Source organism: Rhodococcus sp. YH3-3, from assembly GCF_001653035.1.
Classification (GTDB): domain Bacteria; phylum Actinomycetota; class Actinomycetes; order Mycobacteriales; family Mycobacteriaceae; genus Rhodococcus_F; species Rhodococcus_F qingshengii.
This window is the reverse complement of record NZ_BCWH01000001.1, coordinates 923,066-938,668: the sequence shown is the minus strand read 5'-3', so window position 1 is coordinate 938,668 and position 15,603 is coordinate 923,066. Positions and strand designations below refer to the sequence as shown.

The window sequence follows — 15,603 nt, the reverse complement described above, 5'->3', positions numbered from 1 at the left end:
CGGCGCCAGCGATCGGTGGCCGCGCATCACGGCCGTCAGGGGCAGGCCGAGCATGTCTGCCACATCGGCGCCGCGTAGGCCTCCCGGTGCCGGCCCACGCACGACGAGACCGACGTTGGAGTTGTGTCGCACCACCCAGGCTCCGACCTTCTCGGCCGCGACGCATGCGGCCACGGTGGCCGGAACCACCACGAGCACCGAATCCGACATCTCCAACACGGCCTGACCTACCTCGCTGGGATGACGTGGCACGTCGCAGACCACGAGCCCGCCGGAACTGCGACCTGCGTCCAGCACGGCGCGAACGGCGGTCACTGTCGGGCCGTCGATCTCCCGGCGACTGCTCGCCAGAACCCTCAGAAACTTTCCCTTTGCCGGCAGTGCATCGCGCAGCGCATCCGGGGACAACCGCCCGCCCTCGACGGTCAGTGCACCCCAACGTAATCCGGGAGCAGTCTCGATACCCAACAGCACGTCGGCGCCGGAACCGAGTGCGTCGACGTCCACCAACAGCGTCGGGACGTGACGTGCCGCCGACGTCAACGCGACAGCCGCAGCAGTTGCCGAGGCTCCGCCGCCGCCACAACCACCCACCACGCTCACGACGGTGCCGTCACCACTGACGTCGACGTGATCGGCCAGAACTGCGACCAGCGCGTTCTCTTCCTCGGGCAAGGACAGAACGCTGTCGGCTCCGATCGCGGTGGCGCTCTTCCAATCGTCGACGGTCGGTGTGCCGTCGCATACGAGGAACACTCGCGTTCGCTTGGGGGAACGAGCCAGAGCATCTCGCGCCGCCGACGCGTCCAGTACCACCGCCGAGGCCCGGTTCCACTGTTGCCGGGACACGGGATGTTCGGCCTCGTCCAGCCGGCGGTCCACCGCGGCAGCGACGCGTCGCACGCTCGCGAGGATTTTCGCGTCGTCGACGAGAACCAGAATGGGAGCCCCGGTTTCCTGAGAGCTGATCGTCGTGTTCATGACTGCAGAGCCTGAACGAGCACCGGCAGCGAAAACAGTGGGCCGAACAACCCTGTGGACAACTGGGAGGTTGGGGAGAAACAGGCCTGAGACAGAGGACGGCCCCCGCCAATGGGGGGAGGAGGCGGGGGCCGTCTGAGTTCAGCCCCGGGGGGTCGGGCTGAACTAGTTCGAACGAATCGAACAGCAACGATCTTACACCCGCCATCGGCGAGAAATGCAAGCCTGAGCTGCACTGAACTGCTGTTTTTCGCCGAAAGAGGACGCTTGCCGAAGAGCACACGAACCGCCTGTCGGACTATCCTCAATCCTGTGACCGACAAGCCTGCGAACGGACTGAATACCGGGCGGACAGCCGCTTTCTTCGATTTGGACAAAACGATCATCGCGAAGTCGAGCACCCTGGCGTTCAGCAAGCCATTCTTCGCACAGGGTCTGATCAATCGACGCTCGGTTCTCAAGAGCAGCTATGCGCAATTCCTGTTTCTACTGTCCGGCGCCGATCACGATCAGATGGAGCGCATGCGCGAGCATCTGACGGCGATGTGTGCGGGCTGGGACGTGGAACAGGTGAAGGCCGTCGTCGCGGAGACTCTGCACGACATCGTCGATCCACTCGTCTTCGCCGAGGCGGCCGATCTGATCGCAGATCACAAGCTGCGTGGACACGACGTCATCGTCGTGTCTGCTTCGGGTGAAGAGATCGTCGCACCGATCGCCCGCGCCCTCGGCGCCACCCATTCCGTCGCGACGTCGATGAGGGAGGAAGACGGCCACTACACCGGCGAGGTGGACTTCTACTGCTACGGCCCCGGCAAGGTCGAAGCCATGGAAAAACTCGCCGCGGAGTACGGTTACGACCTCGCCGCCAGTTACGCCTACTCCGACTCGGTGACGGATTTACCCATGCTCGAGGCTGTCGGACATCCGACCGCAGTCAACCCCGATCGAGCGTTGCGCAAGGAGGCGGCCGTAAACGGTTGGCCCATACTGACTTTCTCGAATCCGGTCTCACTTCGTGCCCGATTGTCGGCCCAGTCCACGACCACGGTGGCCACTACCGCTGCGGTGGGAATCGCAGCTCTGGTGGCCGGCGCCATGACCTTCGGGCTACTGCGCCGGAAACGCTGAAATCCAAGGCCCACAAACAAAAATTGGTACTTGCTGTGAGCCCGGACACAGGGTACAAAGGAGTTACGGAAGAACGGAAGGCCAGGAACGGCTCGGAAGAGAAGGACCGTTTCCCCAACCGAAATTCCTAGCACGGGCACTAGGGCACCCACGCGGAGCACAAGCCACTATAAGGGCAGAAGCGTTGTGGGCCTGCGAGATTCGTTCAATTTGAGCGAGGACCCCGCACAGGTTGCGGGGACGACCTCAGAAAGTGCGATCCCTCGCCGAGGCCACCCACACAACCCACCGAGCACGCTTGGTAACGAGTAGTCCGTGCTGACGGGCGGCGAAGTCGATTTATCGGCAGCGCCGCCCGTTCGTTATGTTCCGACAGGCGCAATTTGCCGGACTATCCGGTAGCGGCGTCGGCAATCGAAGTCGCCTCTCGCGCACCGGCTTCGAGAGCACCACAGCACAGAATCACCCAGCTGCCGACGCCCGCCGGATTTCCCGAAGCGAATCCTGCCGCGCCGTCCGTGTACGCCTGTGGTCGCCGAAGCCAACTGACCTCGGGGACCCCGAGATTGTGCGGATCCAGCCCCGACGAGACCGCAACCAGACGCGAGGCCGCGCGGGCGACGATGCCGTCAGCGGTGCCGAACGGGCTCAGCGCCAAGAGTTCTCCGTGTACGACGGCCGCCAGAACAGGTGCCGGTGCACTGGTTCCGCCTGTAACGAGTTGGGCGAGAGCGTCCAACCGCTCCCCCACTCCGCGATCCGACCGTGGCCGCCCCAGTTGATCTGCGTCCTCGACGAGATCCGCCGCGGCCAACAGGTGCAGCCGGGCCAGAGCCTGAAGTGGGGCGCGCTTCCACGTCGACTCCATGAGCGGAAGGCTGTCGCCGTCGAGAGCCTGAGCCACGCGCAGAGCACCCGCGAGAATCGGATCACCGGCCATGCCCTCGGTCGGCAATTCGGTGGTGCCACCGGCGAGCGATGCGGAAGCGCGCGCGGCACGAACCGCGGCTTCGGCGGCAGTGGTGGGCCAACCGCGACGGTTGGTCTTGTGCCGATGAACCTCACCCAGAGCATCGCGCGCATGATCGGCGGCGGCGCGTACGCCTGGAAGATCGACGAGGGGCTGCAAGGGGTCCGTCACGATCAACGACGGTACCCTTGCAGCCCCTCTGCGGACTTGCCTACCTACCTGTTGCGTCAGCTTCCCAGCTTGATGGACCCACCGGGAATCGCGTCGAGCAACTTGCGGGTGTAGTCCTGTTGCGGATTACCGAACACGTCGTCGATCGGTGCCGATTCGACGATCGAGCCACGCGACATCACCAACACGTTGTCCGCGATCTGACGAACCACGGCCAGGTCGTGCGTGATGAAGAGGTACGTCAACCCGAACTCTGCCTGCAGGTCGTTGAGCAGGGTCAAGATCTGATCCTGCACGAGCACGTCGAGAGCGGAGACCGCCTCGTCGCAGATCACGACCTCCGGTTGCAGTGCCAACGCTCGCGCAATTGCGACGCGCTGACGCTGTCCGCCGGAGAGCTCGTTCGGGAACCGTCGCATGACCGACTGGGGCAGACCGACCTTGTCGAGAAGTTCGCGGACGCGAGCCTCCCGTTCGGCTTTGGTCCCGACCTTGTGGGTACGCAGCGGCTCTTCGATCGTGCGGTAGATCGAGTACATCGGGTCGAGCGTGCCGTAAGGGTTCTGGAAGATCGGCTGCACTCGACGACGGAACGCAAATGTTTCCTTCGCACCGAGTTTCGACACGTCCTGACCGTCGAAGACCACGTTGCCTGCAGTGGGCTCGAGCAGACCGAGGACCATCTGCGCGACCGTCGACTTACCGGAACCCGATTCACCGACGATCGCCGTCGTGGTTCCGCGGCGGACCTTGAAGGACACGTCGTTCACGGCTGTGAAGTCGGTGGTCTTGCGGAAACCCTTGCGCAGCTTGAACACCTTGGTCAGATGATCGACGACAAGAACGTCGTCGGTCGCCTTGCCGAAGGACTCTGCCGCAGTTTCCTCGGCCTTGACTGCTTCGGCGACCTCTTCCGCCTGTTCTCGAATCTCGGCGCGCACCACCGACGAGCTGAGTCGCTTCGACGCCAACGACGGCGCAGCAGCGACCAGCTTCTGCGTGTACGGATGCTGTGGACGCTTCAGAATCTCCAGTGCCGGACCGGATTCGACGATACGACCCTTGCTCATCACGATCAGATGCTCGGCGCGCTCGGCGGCCAGGCCCAGATCGTGAGTGATGAGAAGAACGGCGGTGCCGAGTTCCGTAGTCAGACCGTCGAGGTGGTCGAGGATCTGACGCTGGACGGTGACGTCGAGCGCCGACGTCGGCTCGTCCGCGATCAGGAGCTTCGGACGAGCGGACAACCCGATCGCGATGAGTGCGCGCTGACGCATACCGCCCGAGAACTCGTGCGGGTACTGGCCCAACCGGCTCTCGGCTTCGGCGAGGCCGGCCTCCTCGAGCAGTTCGGCGGCCCGAACCTTGGCTGCCTTGCCCTTGGCAATTCCGTTGGCGGCCAGTGCTTCCTCGATCTGGAAGCCCACTTTCCACACGGGATTCAGATTCGACATCGGGTCCTGCGGAACCAAACCGATCTGGCTTCCCCGGATGTGGACGAAGTCCTTCTCCGAGACCTTCGAGATGTCCTTGCCGTCGAAGATGATCTCGCCTGCCGTCACCTTGCCGGTGCCGGGAAGCAGATTGATGATCGAGTGGGCGGTGGTGGACTTACCCGAACCCGATTCGCCGACGATCGCGACCGTCTGACCCGGGTAGACGGTCAGGCTGACGCCTCGAACTGCCGGAACCGGACCGGAATTGGACTGGAAAGACACCTCGAGATCACGAATCTCGAGCAACGGAGTTTCCTCCGAGGTGAGAGTTTCCTTGGTGGTCATCGTGCTCACCGCTTCCGCGACTTGGGATCGAGGGCGTCGCGCAGAGCGTCACCCATCATGATGAATCCGAGAACGGTGATCGCCAAAGCCGTTGCCGGGTAGAACAGAATGGTCGAACCCTGACGCAGCGTCACCTGAGCGTTGCTGATGTCGCCGCCCCACGAAACCTCGGTGGACGGAAGTCCGATACCGAGGAAGGACAGCGTCGCCTCGGCGACGATGTACGTGCCGAGCGAGATGGTGGCCACCACGATGATGGGCGCCAACGAGTTCGGGATGACGTGGCGGATCAGTGTCTTGAGCTTCGAGACACCCAACGCTTCCGAAGCCATGACGTAGTCGTTGTTCTTCGCCGAGATCACCGCGCCTCGAGCAATTCGTGCCATCTGCGGCCAACCGAACAGTGCCAGGACGCCGACGACGGTCCAGATGGTGCGATCGGTGAACAGCTGCATCAGGACGATGGCAGCCAGGATCAGCGGGATGCCGAAGAAGATGTCGGCGACACGGGAGAGGATCGAATCGGTCCATCCGCCGTAGAAACCGGACAGCGCACCGAAGATCACGCCGATCACCAGCACCGACGCAGTGACACCGACGCCCACGAGTACGGATGCGCGAGCACCGTAGATGGTGCGCGAGTACACGTCACAGCCCTGGCGGTCGAAACCGAACCAGTGCCCTGAGGTCGGCCCCTGCATGCTGTAGGTCAGGTCGCAGAACCGCGGATCGGTGCTCGTGAACAAGCTCGGAAACGCTGCGATGACGATGACCGCGAGGATGATGATCGTCGAGATGATGAACAGGGGGCGCTTGCGTAGGTCGCGCCACGCATCGGTCCACATGCTGGTCGGCGCCTGATCGAGTTTGACGGCGTCCGTCTCCCCGGGTGCCGCAACTTCGGGCGGTGCCACGAAATGACTTTGCCGGACGGCGCGTCCGGTCTTCACGGTCTCAGACATAGCGGATCCTCGGATCGAGCGCGGCGTACAAGAGGTCGACGAGCAGATTTGCGATCAGGTAGATCACGATGAGAATGGTGACGAACGAAACCACCGTCGGCGCTTCACCTCTGGTCACGGCCTGGTAGATCGTGCCGCCGACGCCGTTGATGTTGAAGATGCCCTCGGTGACGATGGCGCCGCCCATCAACGTTGCGAGGTCGGCGCCCAGGAACGTGACCACGGGGATCAGCGAGTTGCGCAACACGTGCACGCGAACCACTCGTCCACGGGAAAGTCCCTTGGCGGTGGCAGTGCGCACGTAGTCGGCACTCAGGTTCTCCGCCACGGACGTTCGGGTCAGTCGCAGTACGTAGGCGAACGAGACCGAACCCAGAACCAGGGCGGGGAGCAGGAGATTGGTGAAGCTGGTGTTGCCACCGACCGTCGGCGGGACGATGCCCCATTTGACGCCGATGAAGAACTGAGCCAGGAAGCCGATCACGAAGATCGGGATGGCGATGAGAACGAGGCTGAACAGCAGGACGGTGCTGTCGAAGAATCCGCCCTTACGCAGGCCTGCGATGAGGCCGAAGCCGACACCGAAGACGGTCTCGACGATCAGTGCCATGAAGGCAAGTTTCATCGTGATCGGAAATGCCTGTGCCAGAACTTCACTGACAGGTCGTCCGGAGAACGACGTGCCGAAGTCCAGCGTGAAGATGCCCTTCAGGTACAGCAGGTACTGCTGATAGAAGGGGAGATCGAGGTGGTAGCGCTCCCGAAGCTGTGCTGCCACAGCCGGACTGAGCGCCTTGTCGCCCGCCAACGCGGCAATCGGATCACCGGGAAGCAGGAAGACCATGGCGTAGATCAGAAGAGTGGCCCCGAGAAAAACCGGGATCATTTGAAGCACTCGGCGACCGATGTACCAGAGCATCGGATCACCTCCTTGTCGATGATCGTGTACGTCAGCGGACAGTCCGGTGTGAACACGAGTTCGGGACGGCAGGCAGGGCGCCTGCCGCCCCGAACTCACGTTTCAGATGCGGATCGTTCTACGCGTCAGTTCTTTTCGATGTCTTCGTAGACCGGAACACCGTTCCAGCTGATGGTCACGTTGGAAACGTTCTCCGACCATCCACTGGCAGCGTTGCGGTACCACGTCGGAACTGCGGGCAGGTCCTTGAGCAGGACTTCCTGGGCCTGATCGAGCAGTTCCTGAGCCTTCGCCTGATCGGTCTGGCCGGCCGATTCGCGCAGGAGGCGGTCGAACTCGGGGTTGGAGTACTCACCGTCGTTGGAGCTGCCGCCGGTCTGGTAGTTCTGCGCCAGGAAGCCGTACTGCTGCGGGTAGTCGCCCTGCCAACCGGAGCGGAAAGAGCTCTGGATGGTGCGGTCGGTGGCTTCGGTGCGGATCTGAGCGAAGGTGGCGTACTGCTTGCCCTTTGCGTCGATACCGAGGGTGTTGCGGATGCTGTTCGCCGTGGCATCGACCCATTCCTGGTGTCCGCCGTCGGAGTTGTAGGCGATCTCGAAGCTGCCGGACCACGGTGCGATGGCGTCGGCCTTGGCCCAAGCAGCCTTGGCCGCCTCGGGATCGAACTTCACGTTGCTGTTACCGGTCAGCGAGTCGTTCCAGCCCTTGATTGCGGGGCTGGTGAAGTCGAGTGCAGGCGTCCTGGTCTTGTTGAAGATCTGCTGGGTGATCTGATCGCGGTTGATCGCCATCGAGATCGCCTGACGGCGGAGCATGCCCTCTTCGCCGCTGAAGTGCGGCAGGCGACCCGGGATCGTGAACGTCTCGATGGTTGCCGACGGCTGGTTGACGGTGCGTCCGGGCAGGTCCGACTCGAAGGTCGTGACGGCGCTCGGCGGAACCTGGTCGAGAACGTCGACGTTGTTGGCCAGGAGATCGGTGTACGCCGTGTCGAGGCTGTTGTACATGATGAAGTCGACGCCGGCGTTCTTCGGCTTACGGTTGCCGTTGTAGTCCGGGTTCACGACGGTGTCGATGCGGACGTTGTGCTGCCACGCGCCGGTTCCGTCGAGCTTGTACGGGCCGTTGCCGATCGGGTTCTCACCGAAGGCGGTCATGTCCTTGAACGCGACCTCGGGCAGCGGGTAGTACGCCGTGAAGCCGAGGCGATCGGGGAACGCCGACTCGGGCTGCTTGAGTTCGATGGTGAAGGTGGAGTCGTCCACAACCTTCAGACCCGACATGGTCTGTGCCGTCGGAACCTCGGCGGCAACTTCGTCGTAGCCCTTGATCGGATCGAAGAACGATGCCTGAAGCTGAGCGTTGGTGGAGAGGGCGCCGTAGTTCCACGCGTCGACGAACGACTTCGCGGTGACGGGGGTGCCGTCCGTGAAGGTCCAACCGTCCTTGAGCTTGACGGTGAAGTTCTGACCGTCGGTGCTCTCGATGGACTCGGCAACCTCGTTCTCCGTACCGCCGTCTGCGGTGTACGAAACGAGACCGGAGAACAGCGAGTCGAGGACGCGGCCGCCCATGTTCTCACTCGTGTTCGTGGGGATCAACGGGTTCTGAGGCTCGCCCGCCCAGGCGTTGACGACGCCACTGGACGATCCGCCCGACGAATCGCCGGACGAACATGCCGTGATCAGCACTGCCGTCATTCCGAGCGCGACCGCGCCCGTCGCTATGCGTGAGATACGCAAAGGAATTCCTTCCACATCTAAGTGACCCCGAGCATGCTCGCGGCCTGCCGACAGCCGTAACTGCCGGCGTCGTGTCGCCTACAACTGAAAGTGAACGTGACTTCGAGTTGTGGTCGAATAATGGTTTGACAATAGACACATCCGACGCGGGGCGCGCATCGCACCCATTGTCCGCAATTCCAAGGGAAATCTGTCCGCGCCCATTCACTCGTCGGCGGAAGCGACCACCCGTCGCATCAATTCGACCGATCGTCGCAGGACAACGGGTTGCAACGTGATGCAACGGTGCGTTTACGCGAGCTTGTGACTACCCTCACACGGAGTCAGAAAAGTGTCGATCAAAGTGGAAAGAAGGCCGTCAGCCATGACAAGCGCAGCCGAAACAGACGTCCCCCAGGCATATCCGCCGAGCGCAGAGTTCGCTGCGGCCGCCAACGCGGGACCGGAGTTGCAGGCTGCTGCAGATACCGACCGCCTCGCTTTCTGGGCGAATCAGGCTGAGCGCCTTCACTGGCACGAGAAATGGACCGACGTCCTCGACTGGACCGACGCCCCCGTCGCCAAGTGGTTCGTCGGCGGAAAACTCAACGTCGCCTACAACTGCGTCGACCGCCACGTCCTCGCCGGCAACGGCGACCGCATCGCCATCCACTTCGAAGGCGAACCAGGCGATTCCCGCGACCTGACCTACAACGACCTCCTCGCCGAAGTCAGCCGCGCCGCAAATACTTTCACCGACCTCGGCCTCGTCGCCGGTGATCGCGTCGCGATCTACATGCCGATGATCCCCGAAGCGATCGTCACCATGCTCGCCTGCGCCCGCCTCGGCCTGACCCACTCCGTCGTCTTCGCCGGATTCTCCGCCACCGCCCTACGCTCGCGCATCGACGACGCCCAAGCCAAGCTCGTCGTCACCGTCGACGGCCAGTGGCGACGCGGCGCCGCAGCACCCATCAAAACAGCGGTCGACGAATCCGTCGCCGGCGCCGAATCCGTCCAGAACGTGTTGGTGGTCAACCGGACCGGCATCGACGTCGACTGGACCGACGGCCGCGACCTGTGGTGGCACGAAACCGTCGCACAGGCTTCACCCGAGCACGAGGCGCAGGCCTTCGACGCCGAACATCCCCTGTTCATTCTCTACACCTCCGGCACCACCGGAAAGCCCAAGGGCATCATCCACACCTCCGGCGGCTACCTCACCCAGGCCTCGTACACCCACCACAACGTCTTCGATCACAAAGCGGGACAAGACGTCTACTGGTGCACCGCCGACATCGGCTGGGTCACCGGACACTCCTACATCGTCTACGGACCCCTCTCGAACGGCGTCACCCAGGTCGTCTACGAAGGCACCCCCAACTCCCCGAACGAGCACCGCCACTTCGACATCATCGAGAAGTACGGCGTCTCCATCTACTACACCGCACCCACCCTCGTGCGGACGTTCATGAAGTGGGGCCGCGAGATCCCCGACGCCCATGACCTGTCCTCGATCCGCCTCCTCGGATCTGTGGGCGAGCCCATCAACCCCGAAGCGTGGCGCTGGTTCCGAGAGGTCATCGGCGGCAACAAAGCCCCCATCGTCGACACCTGGTGGCAGACCGAGACCGGCGCGATCATGATCTCCCCACTCCCCGGTATCACCGCCACCAAACCCGGATCCGCGATGGCCCCACTGCCCGGTATCTCCGCCAAGATCGTCGACGACGACGCCAAGCCCCTCGGCCCCGGCGGCAACGGCTACCTCGTCCTCGACGAGCCGTGGCCGGCGATGCTCCGCGGCATCTGGGGCGACATGGACCGCTACCGCGACACCTACTGGTCCCGCTACGCCGAAGAAGGCTGGTACTTCGCCGGTGACGGCGCCAAGTACGACGACGACGGCGCACTCTGGGTCCTCGGCCGCGTCGACGACGTCATGAACGTCTCCGGTCACCGCATCTCCACCTCCGAAGTGGAATCAGCACTGGTGAACCATCACGGAGTCGCCGAAGCCGCCGTCGTCGGTGCCGCCGACGAGACCACCGGACAGGGCATCGTCGCGTTCGTCATCCTCCGTGAAGGCGTCGAGAACACCGGCGACGTCCTCATCGCCGAACTCAAGGCTCAGGTCTCCACCGACATCAGCCCCATCGCCAAACCGCGTCAGATCACGATCGTGCCGGAACTGCCGAAGACCCGGTCCGGCAAGATCATGCGCCGCCTCCTGCGCGACGTCGCCGAAGGCCGCGACCTCGGAGACACCTCGACCCTGGTCGACCCCAAGGTATTCGACGCCATCCGCGGCAAGTAGGGCCTTCGGCCCCTGTGCGCCTTTTTGGTAGTCCCCACTACCGGAAAGGCACACAGGGGCGAAGCCCCTCTCGCAACTTCACTTCCTCTTTCGACGTCAGCCAGGACTCCTCGGCTACCCGGATGTCTGCGGCAACCCTCTTGTGCAAGGACTTTCCGCGCGAGGAGAGAAACACGCGTACCTTCCGACGGTCGTCCTCCCCGACTTCGCGGTAGATGAGCGCGAGCGAGACCAACTTGTCCGCAACTCGCGTCAGCGTCGGAGCCGGTGTTCCCGTTCGATCGCGCAGCTCAGCCATCGTCAGCCCCTCGGTCGACGCCAGGGCTTCGAGCGTCATCCAGTGATCAAGAGTGAGATTCTCTGCCGCCAGCGCCTTCTCCGCCGCTGCCGCGGCCATTCGAGCTGCTCGGACCAGCGCAGTCGTCAGCGACGCATCAAGAATTCCGGAGTCACTTTTTCCCACTGATCGCTCCCCCGCTGTTGCGCAGTTCACACTTCTCGGGCAATACTTTCAAATGAAATGATAGTAACCCAGGCCAGGCCGCTGACTCCCGATTCCGGCGGCGACGCATGAGCGCTACCGGCGCGCTCGAACGCGCGCGCAGCGCGGTGTGGCGCCTGGGCATGGTGGTTCCCCTTCAGGGGCCGGCCGGACTGTTCGGCCCCTCCTGCGAAGCAATCAGCGAGTTGGCCGCCCGCGACCTCAACAACTCCGGTGGCGTGCTGGGACGCGAAGTCCAGATCGAAGTGATCGACGGCGGCGCTTCGCCGAGCGTCGTCGCCGCCCGCGTGGGACAACTACTCGACGCCGGCGACATCGACGCCGTCAGCGGTTGGCACATCTCCTCTGTCCGCCACGCTCTTGCACCCGTGGTCGCGGACCGCATTCCGTACTCGTACACCTCGCTCTACGAGGGCGGCGAGGTCAGGTCCGGCATCTACTGCTCCGGCGAAACACCACGGCAGCAGATCGCGCCGGCGCTGAAGTGGCTGCGCGACAACGTCGGAGCGCGTAAGTGGTTTGTCGTCGGGGACGACTACATCTGGCCGCACAGCTCTCTCGGAGCCGTGAGGCAATTCGCCACCGAACTCGATCTCAGCCTTGTCGGCGGTTCGTTTGTCGACCTGGGGCGCGGCAACATGAAACAACTGGTCGAGACCGTCTCGAACTCCGGTTGCGACGGCGTGATCATGCTCCTCGTCGGCCAGGACGCCGTCGATTTCAACCGCGCCTTCGCCCGCCGCGGCCTCGACGAGTCGATGATCCGGTTCAGCCCGTTGATGGAAGAGAACATGCTGCTCGCGAGCGGGCCGAGGGCAACCCGCAACCTGTTTGCCTCCGCCGCGTACTTCCGTTCGATGGTCGACGGCAACTCCATGGATCTTCTCGGGCGCTACGTTGCACTGCACGGCGCGCACGCTCCGGCGCTGAACAATGCCGCCGAATCGTGTTACGAAGGGATACATACCCTTTCGGCCCTGGTGCGGCGCGCCGACAGCACTCATCCGCGTGACCTGGACGCCGTCGTCGAGGGTGCCGCGTACGACGGGCCTCGCGGAACCGTCGAGTTTCGTGATCGTGTTGCACGGCAGAAGATTCAGCTCGCCGTCGCCGACGGACTCGACTTCTCGATCATCGCAACGCTCTGAGATTTTCCCTGAGATCTCCCTCTTGACTTCTGTGGCGCGCATCACTTAGTTTCATTTGGAATCATTTCATTTGAAAGTAACCCGTCCCGAAGTAACCGTCCCGAAGTAACCGGAGGTGCCCGATGGGCAGTGTTGGTTTGCTTTACGTGGGAGCCGTCCTCTTCGTCAACGGACTGATGCTGCTCGGCACAGTTCCCGTTCGATCCGCCTCGGTCCTCAACCTCTTCGTCGGCGCACTTCAATGCGTCGTCCCCACCGTCATGTTGATTCAGGCTCAGGGAGATTCGAGTGCCGTCCTGGCGGCCTCAGGGCTCTATCTGTTCGGATTCACCTATCTCTACGTGGGCATCAGCAATCTCGCCGGCTTCGAGCCGGAAGGAGTCGGGTGGTTCTCGCTGTTCGTCGCGTGCGCCGCGCTCGTGTACTCCTTCCTCTCTTTCACAGTGAGCAACGACCCCGTCTTCGGGGTCATCTGGCTCGCATGGGCAGCGCTGTGGACGCTGTTCTTCCTGGTACTCGGGCTCGGCCACGAGAATCTCAGTCGCTTCACCGGCTGGGCAGCGGTCCTCCTGAGCCAGCCCACGTGCACGGTCCCCGCATTTCTGATCCTGACCGACAACTTCCACACCACACCCGCCGTCGCGGCCGGTTGGGCCGGAGCACTTCTGGTTCTCCTGGGCCTGGCCAAGATCCTCGCTGCACCCAAAACCGCAGTACCCCAATCCCGTCCAGCCTTCAACTGATCGACACAACCAAGGAGTGAAAGACAATGCGACACGGTGACATCTCCTCGAGCAACGACACGGTCGGCGTAGCAGTGGTCAACTACAAGATGCCCCGCTTGCACGATCGCGCCGGCGTCCTCGAGAACGCGCGCAAGATCGCCGACATGATGATCGGCATGAAGACCGGCCTCCCCGGAATGGATCTGGTGGTCTTCCCCGAATACTCCACGCAGGGAATCATGTACAACGAAGAGGAGATGTACGCGACAGCAGCCACCATCCCGGGCGACGAGACCGCGATCTTCTCCGCAGCGTGCCGCGAAGCCGACACGTGGGGAATCTTCTCCATCACCGGCGAACAGCACGAAGACCACCCGAACAAGCCCCCGTACAACACGTTGATCCTCATCGACAACAAGGGCGAGATCGTTCAGAGGTACCGAAAGATCCTGCCCTGGTGCCCCATCGAAGGGTGGTACCCGGGAGACACGACGTATGTCACCGAAGGCCCGAAGGGGCTGAAGATCTCGCTCATCATCTGCGACGACGGCAACTACCCGGAGATCTGGCGCGACTGCGCGATGAAGGGTGCGGAACTGATCGTCCGTTGCCAGGGATACATGTACCCCGCCAAGGACCAGCAGGTGATGATGTCCAAGGCAATGGCCTGGGCCAACAATTGTTATGTGGCAGTTGCCAATGCGGCCGGATTCGACGGCGTCTACTCCTACTTCGGACACTCCGCGATCATCGGATTCGACGGCCGGACGCTGGGTGAAACCGGCGAAGAAGAATACGGAATCCAGTACGCGCAGCTTTCCGTCTCAGCCATTCGCGACGCACGCGAGAACGATCAGTCCCAGAACCACATCTTCAAACTCCTCCATCGCGGCTACTCCGGTGTCCACGCAGCAGGTGACGGAGACAAGGGCGTCGCGGACTGCCCGTTCGAGTTCTACAAGCTGTGGGTCACCGACGCCCAGAAGGCTCAGGAACGCGTCGAGGCCATCACCCGAGACACAGTGGGTGTAGCGGATTGTCGCGTCGGAAACCTGCCGGTCGAGAAGACAATCGAAGCGTAAGGATCTCACTGTGCCTTATATCACCGACATGCTCCATGACCGGAACAGTGCAGCAGCACCACCGCCGGCCGAGGAACGAACCGAACCCGTACCGGTCGGGGCCTTCGACGCTCGCAAGCTCTCGAAAGCCCTGAGTTCCAAGATCGTCGGACAACAGGCCGCCGTCGACGCAGTGGTTCGTGCGATTTCGATCGCGCATGTCGGTGCCACGGATCCGACGCGTCCGCTCGCAAACATCCTTCTCGTTGGCCCGACCGGCGTCGGCAAGACGGAATTGGTGCGGCGCGTGGCCGCAGAACTACGGTCAGGACCCGATGATCTGTGCCGCATCGACATGAATGCTCTTGCGCAAGAGCATTATGCGGCGTCATTCTCCGGGGCTCCACCTGGATATGCCGGTAGCAAGGAGTCCTTCACGCTGTTCGACAAGAACACTGTCGAGGGCGATCCGTACACCCCCGGAATCGTCCTGTTCGACGAAGTGGAGAAGGCCGACCCCACCGTGCTGCGTGCGCTCCTGCAGGTCCTCGACAACGGCGAACTCCGGTTGGCGAACGGTCAGCAGAAGATCTCGTTCCGCAACAGCTACGTGTTCCTGACCTCAAATCTCGGCTCTGCTGCGGTGGCAGAACGTCGGCGCTCTCACCTGCGGCAGCTCGCCGATCGCGTCCGGATCGATCGACCGCGCCATGGTCATCATCTGGTGCAACGCGCGTTGGAGAAGTTCTTCGACCCCGAATTCTTCAACCGCATCGACGAAACCGTGATCCTCGACGAGTTCGACGAACAGACCGCGGAACAAGTGACCCGTCTCGAGATCGAACTGATCACGACTCGGTTGGCCAGGAGAGGCATCGACGTCGAGGTGGAGGACAGCGCCGTCGCCCTGTTGCAACGGCGCGGGTTCGACCCGGTGTACGGAGCACGTGGCCTGCGCCGGACCATCCGGAACGTTTTGGCCGACCCGGTGGCCGCCGCCGTTCTCGACCTTCGGCCGGTCGGGACGCAACCACTCGCCTTGCAGGCGCGGGCAGTTGGTGATCAGATACAGGTAAAGAAAGTCCCATGAGTGCTCGCTCACGTTGCGGATCGAATCCGCAACGTGGGCGACACATTTCAAACATGTCCGCGTAACGCCACCTCCCTAGGTTGGGTGCCTGCACCACAAAGTGCACATGCACAGGCACCCAGGG

General features: G+C 62.9%; 13 protein-coding genes. 6 read left to right on the top strand and 7 right to left on the bottom strand.

All coding sequences use genetic code 11. The annotated features are described in order from the left end of the window. Positions 1-981: septum site-determining protein Ssd (gene ssd, locus YH3_RS04455; RefSeq protein WP_064443036.1), on the bottom strand; the 981-nt coding region annotated here is incomplete at its 3' end. 312 nt (positions 982-1,293) lie between these two features. Between ssd and YH3_RS04450 the strand changes: the two genes are divergently transcribed. Then, entirely contained in the window at positions 1,294-2,112 is an 819-nt protein-coding gene (locus YH3_RS04450) for an HAD-IB family hydrolase (protein ID WP_003946123.1), read from the top strand. Between the two features lie 391 nt (positions 2,113-2,503). Here the strand turns inward: YH3_RS04450 and YH3_RS04445 are convergent, their stop codons facing one another. The 5 genes from YH3_RS04445 to YH3_RS04425 form a co-directional block, all read right to left on the bottom strand. Further along, complete coding sequence (locus YH3_RS04445; RefSeq protein ID WP_003946100.1) at positions 2,504-3,253, bottom strand: hypothetical protein; 750 nt, start codon at positions 3,251-3,253, stop codon at positions 2,504-2,506. 56 nt (positions 3,254-3,309) lie between these two features. Continuing rightward, entirely contained in the window at positions 3,310-5,034 is a 1,725-nt protein-coding gene (locus YH3_RS04440; protein ID WP_154100279.1) for an ABC transporter ATP-binding protein, read from the bottom strand. Positions 5,035-5,039: 5 nt separating this feature from the next. After that, positions 5,040-5,996 (bottom strand): ABC transporter permease, encoded by a 957-nt coding sequence (locus tag YH3_RS04435; RefSeq protein WP_019746638.1) that lies wholly within the window; start codon positions 5,994-5,996, stop codon positions 5,040-5,042. Continuing rightward, positions 5,989-6,915 (bottom strand): ABC transporter permease, encoded by a 927-nt coding sequence (locus tag YH3_RS04430; protein ID WP_007732434.1) that lies wholly within the window; start codon positions 6,913-6,915, stop codon positions 5,989-5,991. The genes YH3_RS04435 and YH3_RS04430 overlap by 8 nt, the downstream gene beginning before the upstream one ends. Before the next feature lie 125 nt (positions 6,916-7,040). Beyond that, on the bottom strand, positions 7,041-8,657 hold the full coding sequence (locus YH3_RS04425) for an ABC transporter substrate-binding protein (protein ID WP_007732431.1): 1,617 nt from the start codon (positions 8,655-8,657) through the stop codon (positions 7,041-7,043). A 364-nt stretch (positions 8,658-9,021) separates the two neighbouring features. On the opposite strand from YH3_RS04425, the gene acs reads away from it, so the two are divergent. Continuing rightward, on the top strand, positions 9,022-10,953 hold the full coding sequence (gene acs, locus YH3_RS04420; RefSeq protein WP_050655293.1) for an acetate--CoA ligase: 1,932 nt from the start codon (positions 9,022-9,024) through the stop codon (positions 10,951-10,953). A gap of 37 nt (positions 10,954-10,990) precedes the next feature. Here acs and YH3_RS04415 read toward each other — a convergent pair whose 3' ends face one another. Further along, a complete protein-coding gene (locus YH3_RS04415) occupies positions 10,991-11,416 on the bottom strand; it encodes a MarR family transcriptional regulator (protein ID WP_042446697.1) in 426 nt (141 codons plus the stop codon). Between the two features lie 107 nt (positions 11,417-11,523). On the opposite strand from YH3_RS04415, the gene YH3_RS04410 reads away from it, so the two are divergent. From YH3_RS04410 to YH3_RS04395, 4 genes are all read left to right on the top strand, one after another. Next, positions 11,524-12,603, top strand: a complete 1,080-nt coding sequence (locus YH3_RS04410) for a substrate-binding domain-containing protein (RefSeq protein ID WP_007732424.1) — start codon at positions 11,524-11,526, stop codon at positions 12,601-12,603. 122 nt (positions 12,604-12,725) lie between these two features. Next, the gene (locus YH3_RS04405; RefSeq protein WP_064443035.1) at positions 12,726-13,346 is read left to right on the top strand and encodes an AmiS/UreI family transporter; all 621 of its coding nucleotides are present in this window, start codon (positions 12,726-12,728) and stop codon (positions 13,344-13,346) included. Between the two features lie 26 nt (positions 13,347-13,372). Further along, positions 13,373-14,410: an aliphatic amidase gene (locus YH3_RS04400; RefSeq protein ID WP_003946093.1), complete on the top strand. Its 1,038-nt coding sequence runs from the start codon at positions 13,373-13,375 to the stop codon at positions 14,408-14,410. Positions 14,411-14,420: 10 nt separating this feature from the next. Beyond that, a complete protein-coding gene (locus tag YH3_RS04395; RefSeq protein ID WP_007732419.1) occupies positions 14,421-15,479 on the top strand; it encodes an AAA family ATPase in 1,059 nt (352 codons plus the stop codon). Positions 15,480-15,603 lie beyond the last annotated feature (124 nt).

Coding starts and splice junctions, on each gene's coding strand:
- YH3_RS04440 (WP_154100279.1), bottom strand. CDS start 5,034: ATGACCACCAAGGAAACTCTCACCTCGGAGGAAACTCCGTTGCTCGAG.
- YH3_RS04435 (WP_019746638.1), bottom strand. CDS start 5,996: ATGTCTGAGACCGTGAAGACCGGACGCGCCGTCCGGCAAAGTCATTTC.
- YH3_RS04430 (WP_007732434.1), bottom strand. CDS start 6,915: ATGCTCTGGTACATCGGTCGCCGAGTGCTTCAAATGATCCCGGTTTTT.
- acs (WP_050655293.1), top strand. CDS start 9,022: ATGACAAGCGCAGCCGAAACAGACGTCCCCCAGGCATATCCGCCGAGC.
- YH3_RS04410 (WP_007732424.1), top strand. CDS start 11,524: ATGAGCGCTACCGGCGCGCTCGAACGCGCGCGCAGCGCGGTGTGGCGC.
- YH3_RS04405 (WP_064443035.1), top strand. CDS start 12,726: ATGGGCAGTGTTGGTTTGCTTTACGTGGGAGCCGTCCTCTTCGTCAAC.
- YH3_RS04400 (WP_003946093.1), top strand. CDS start 13,373: ATGCGACACGGTGACATCTCCTCGAGCAACGACACGGTCGGCGTAGCA.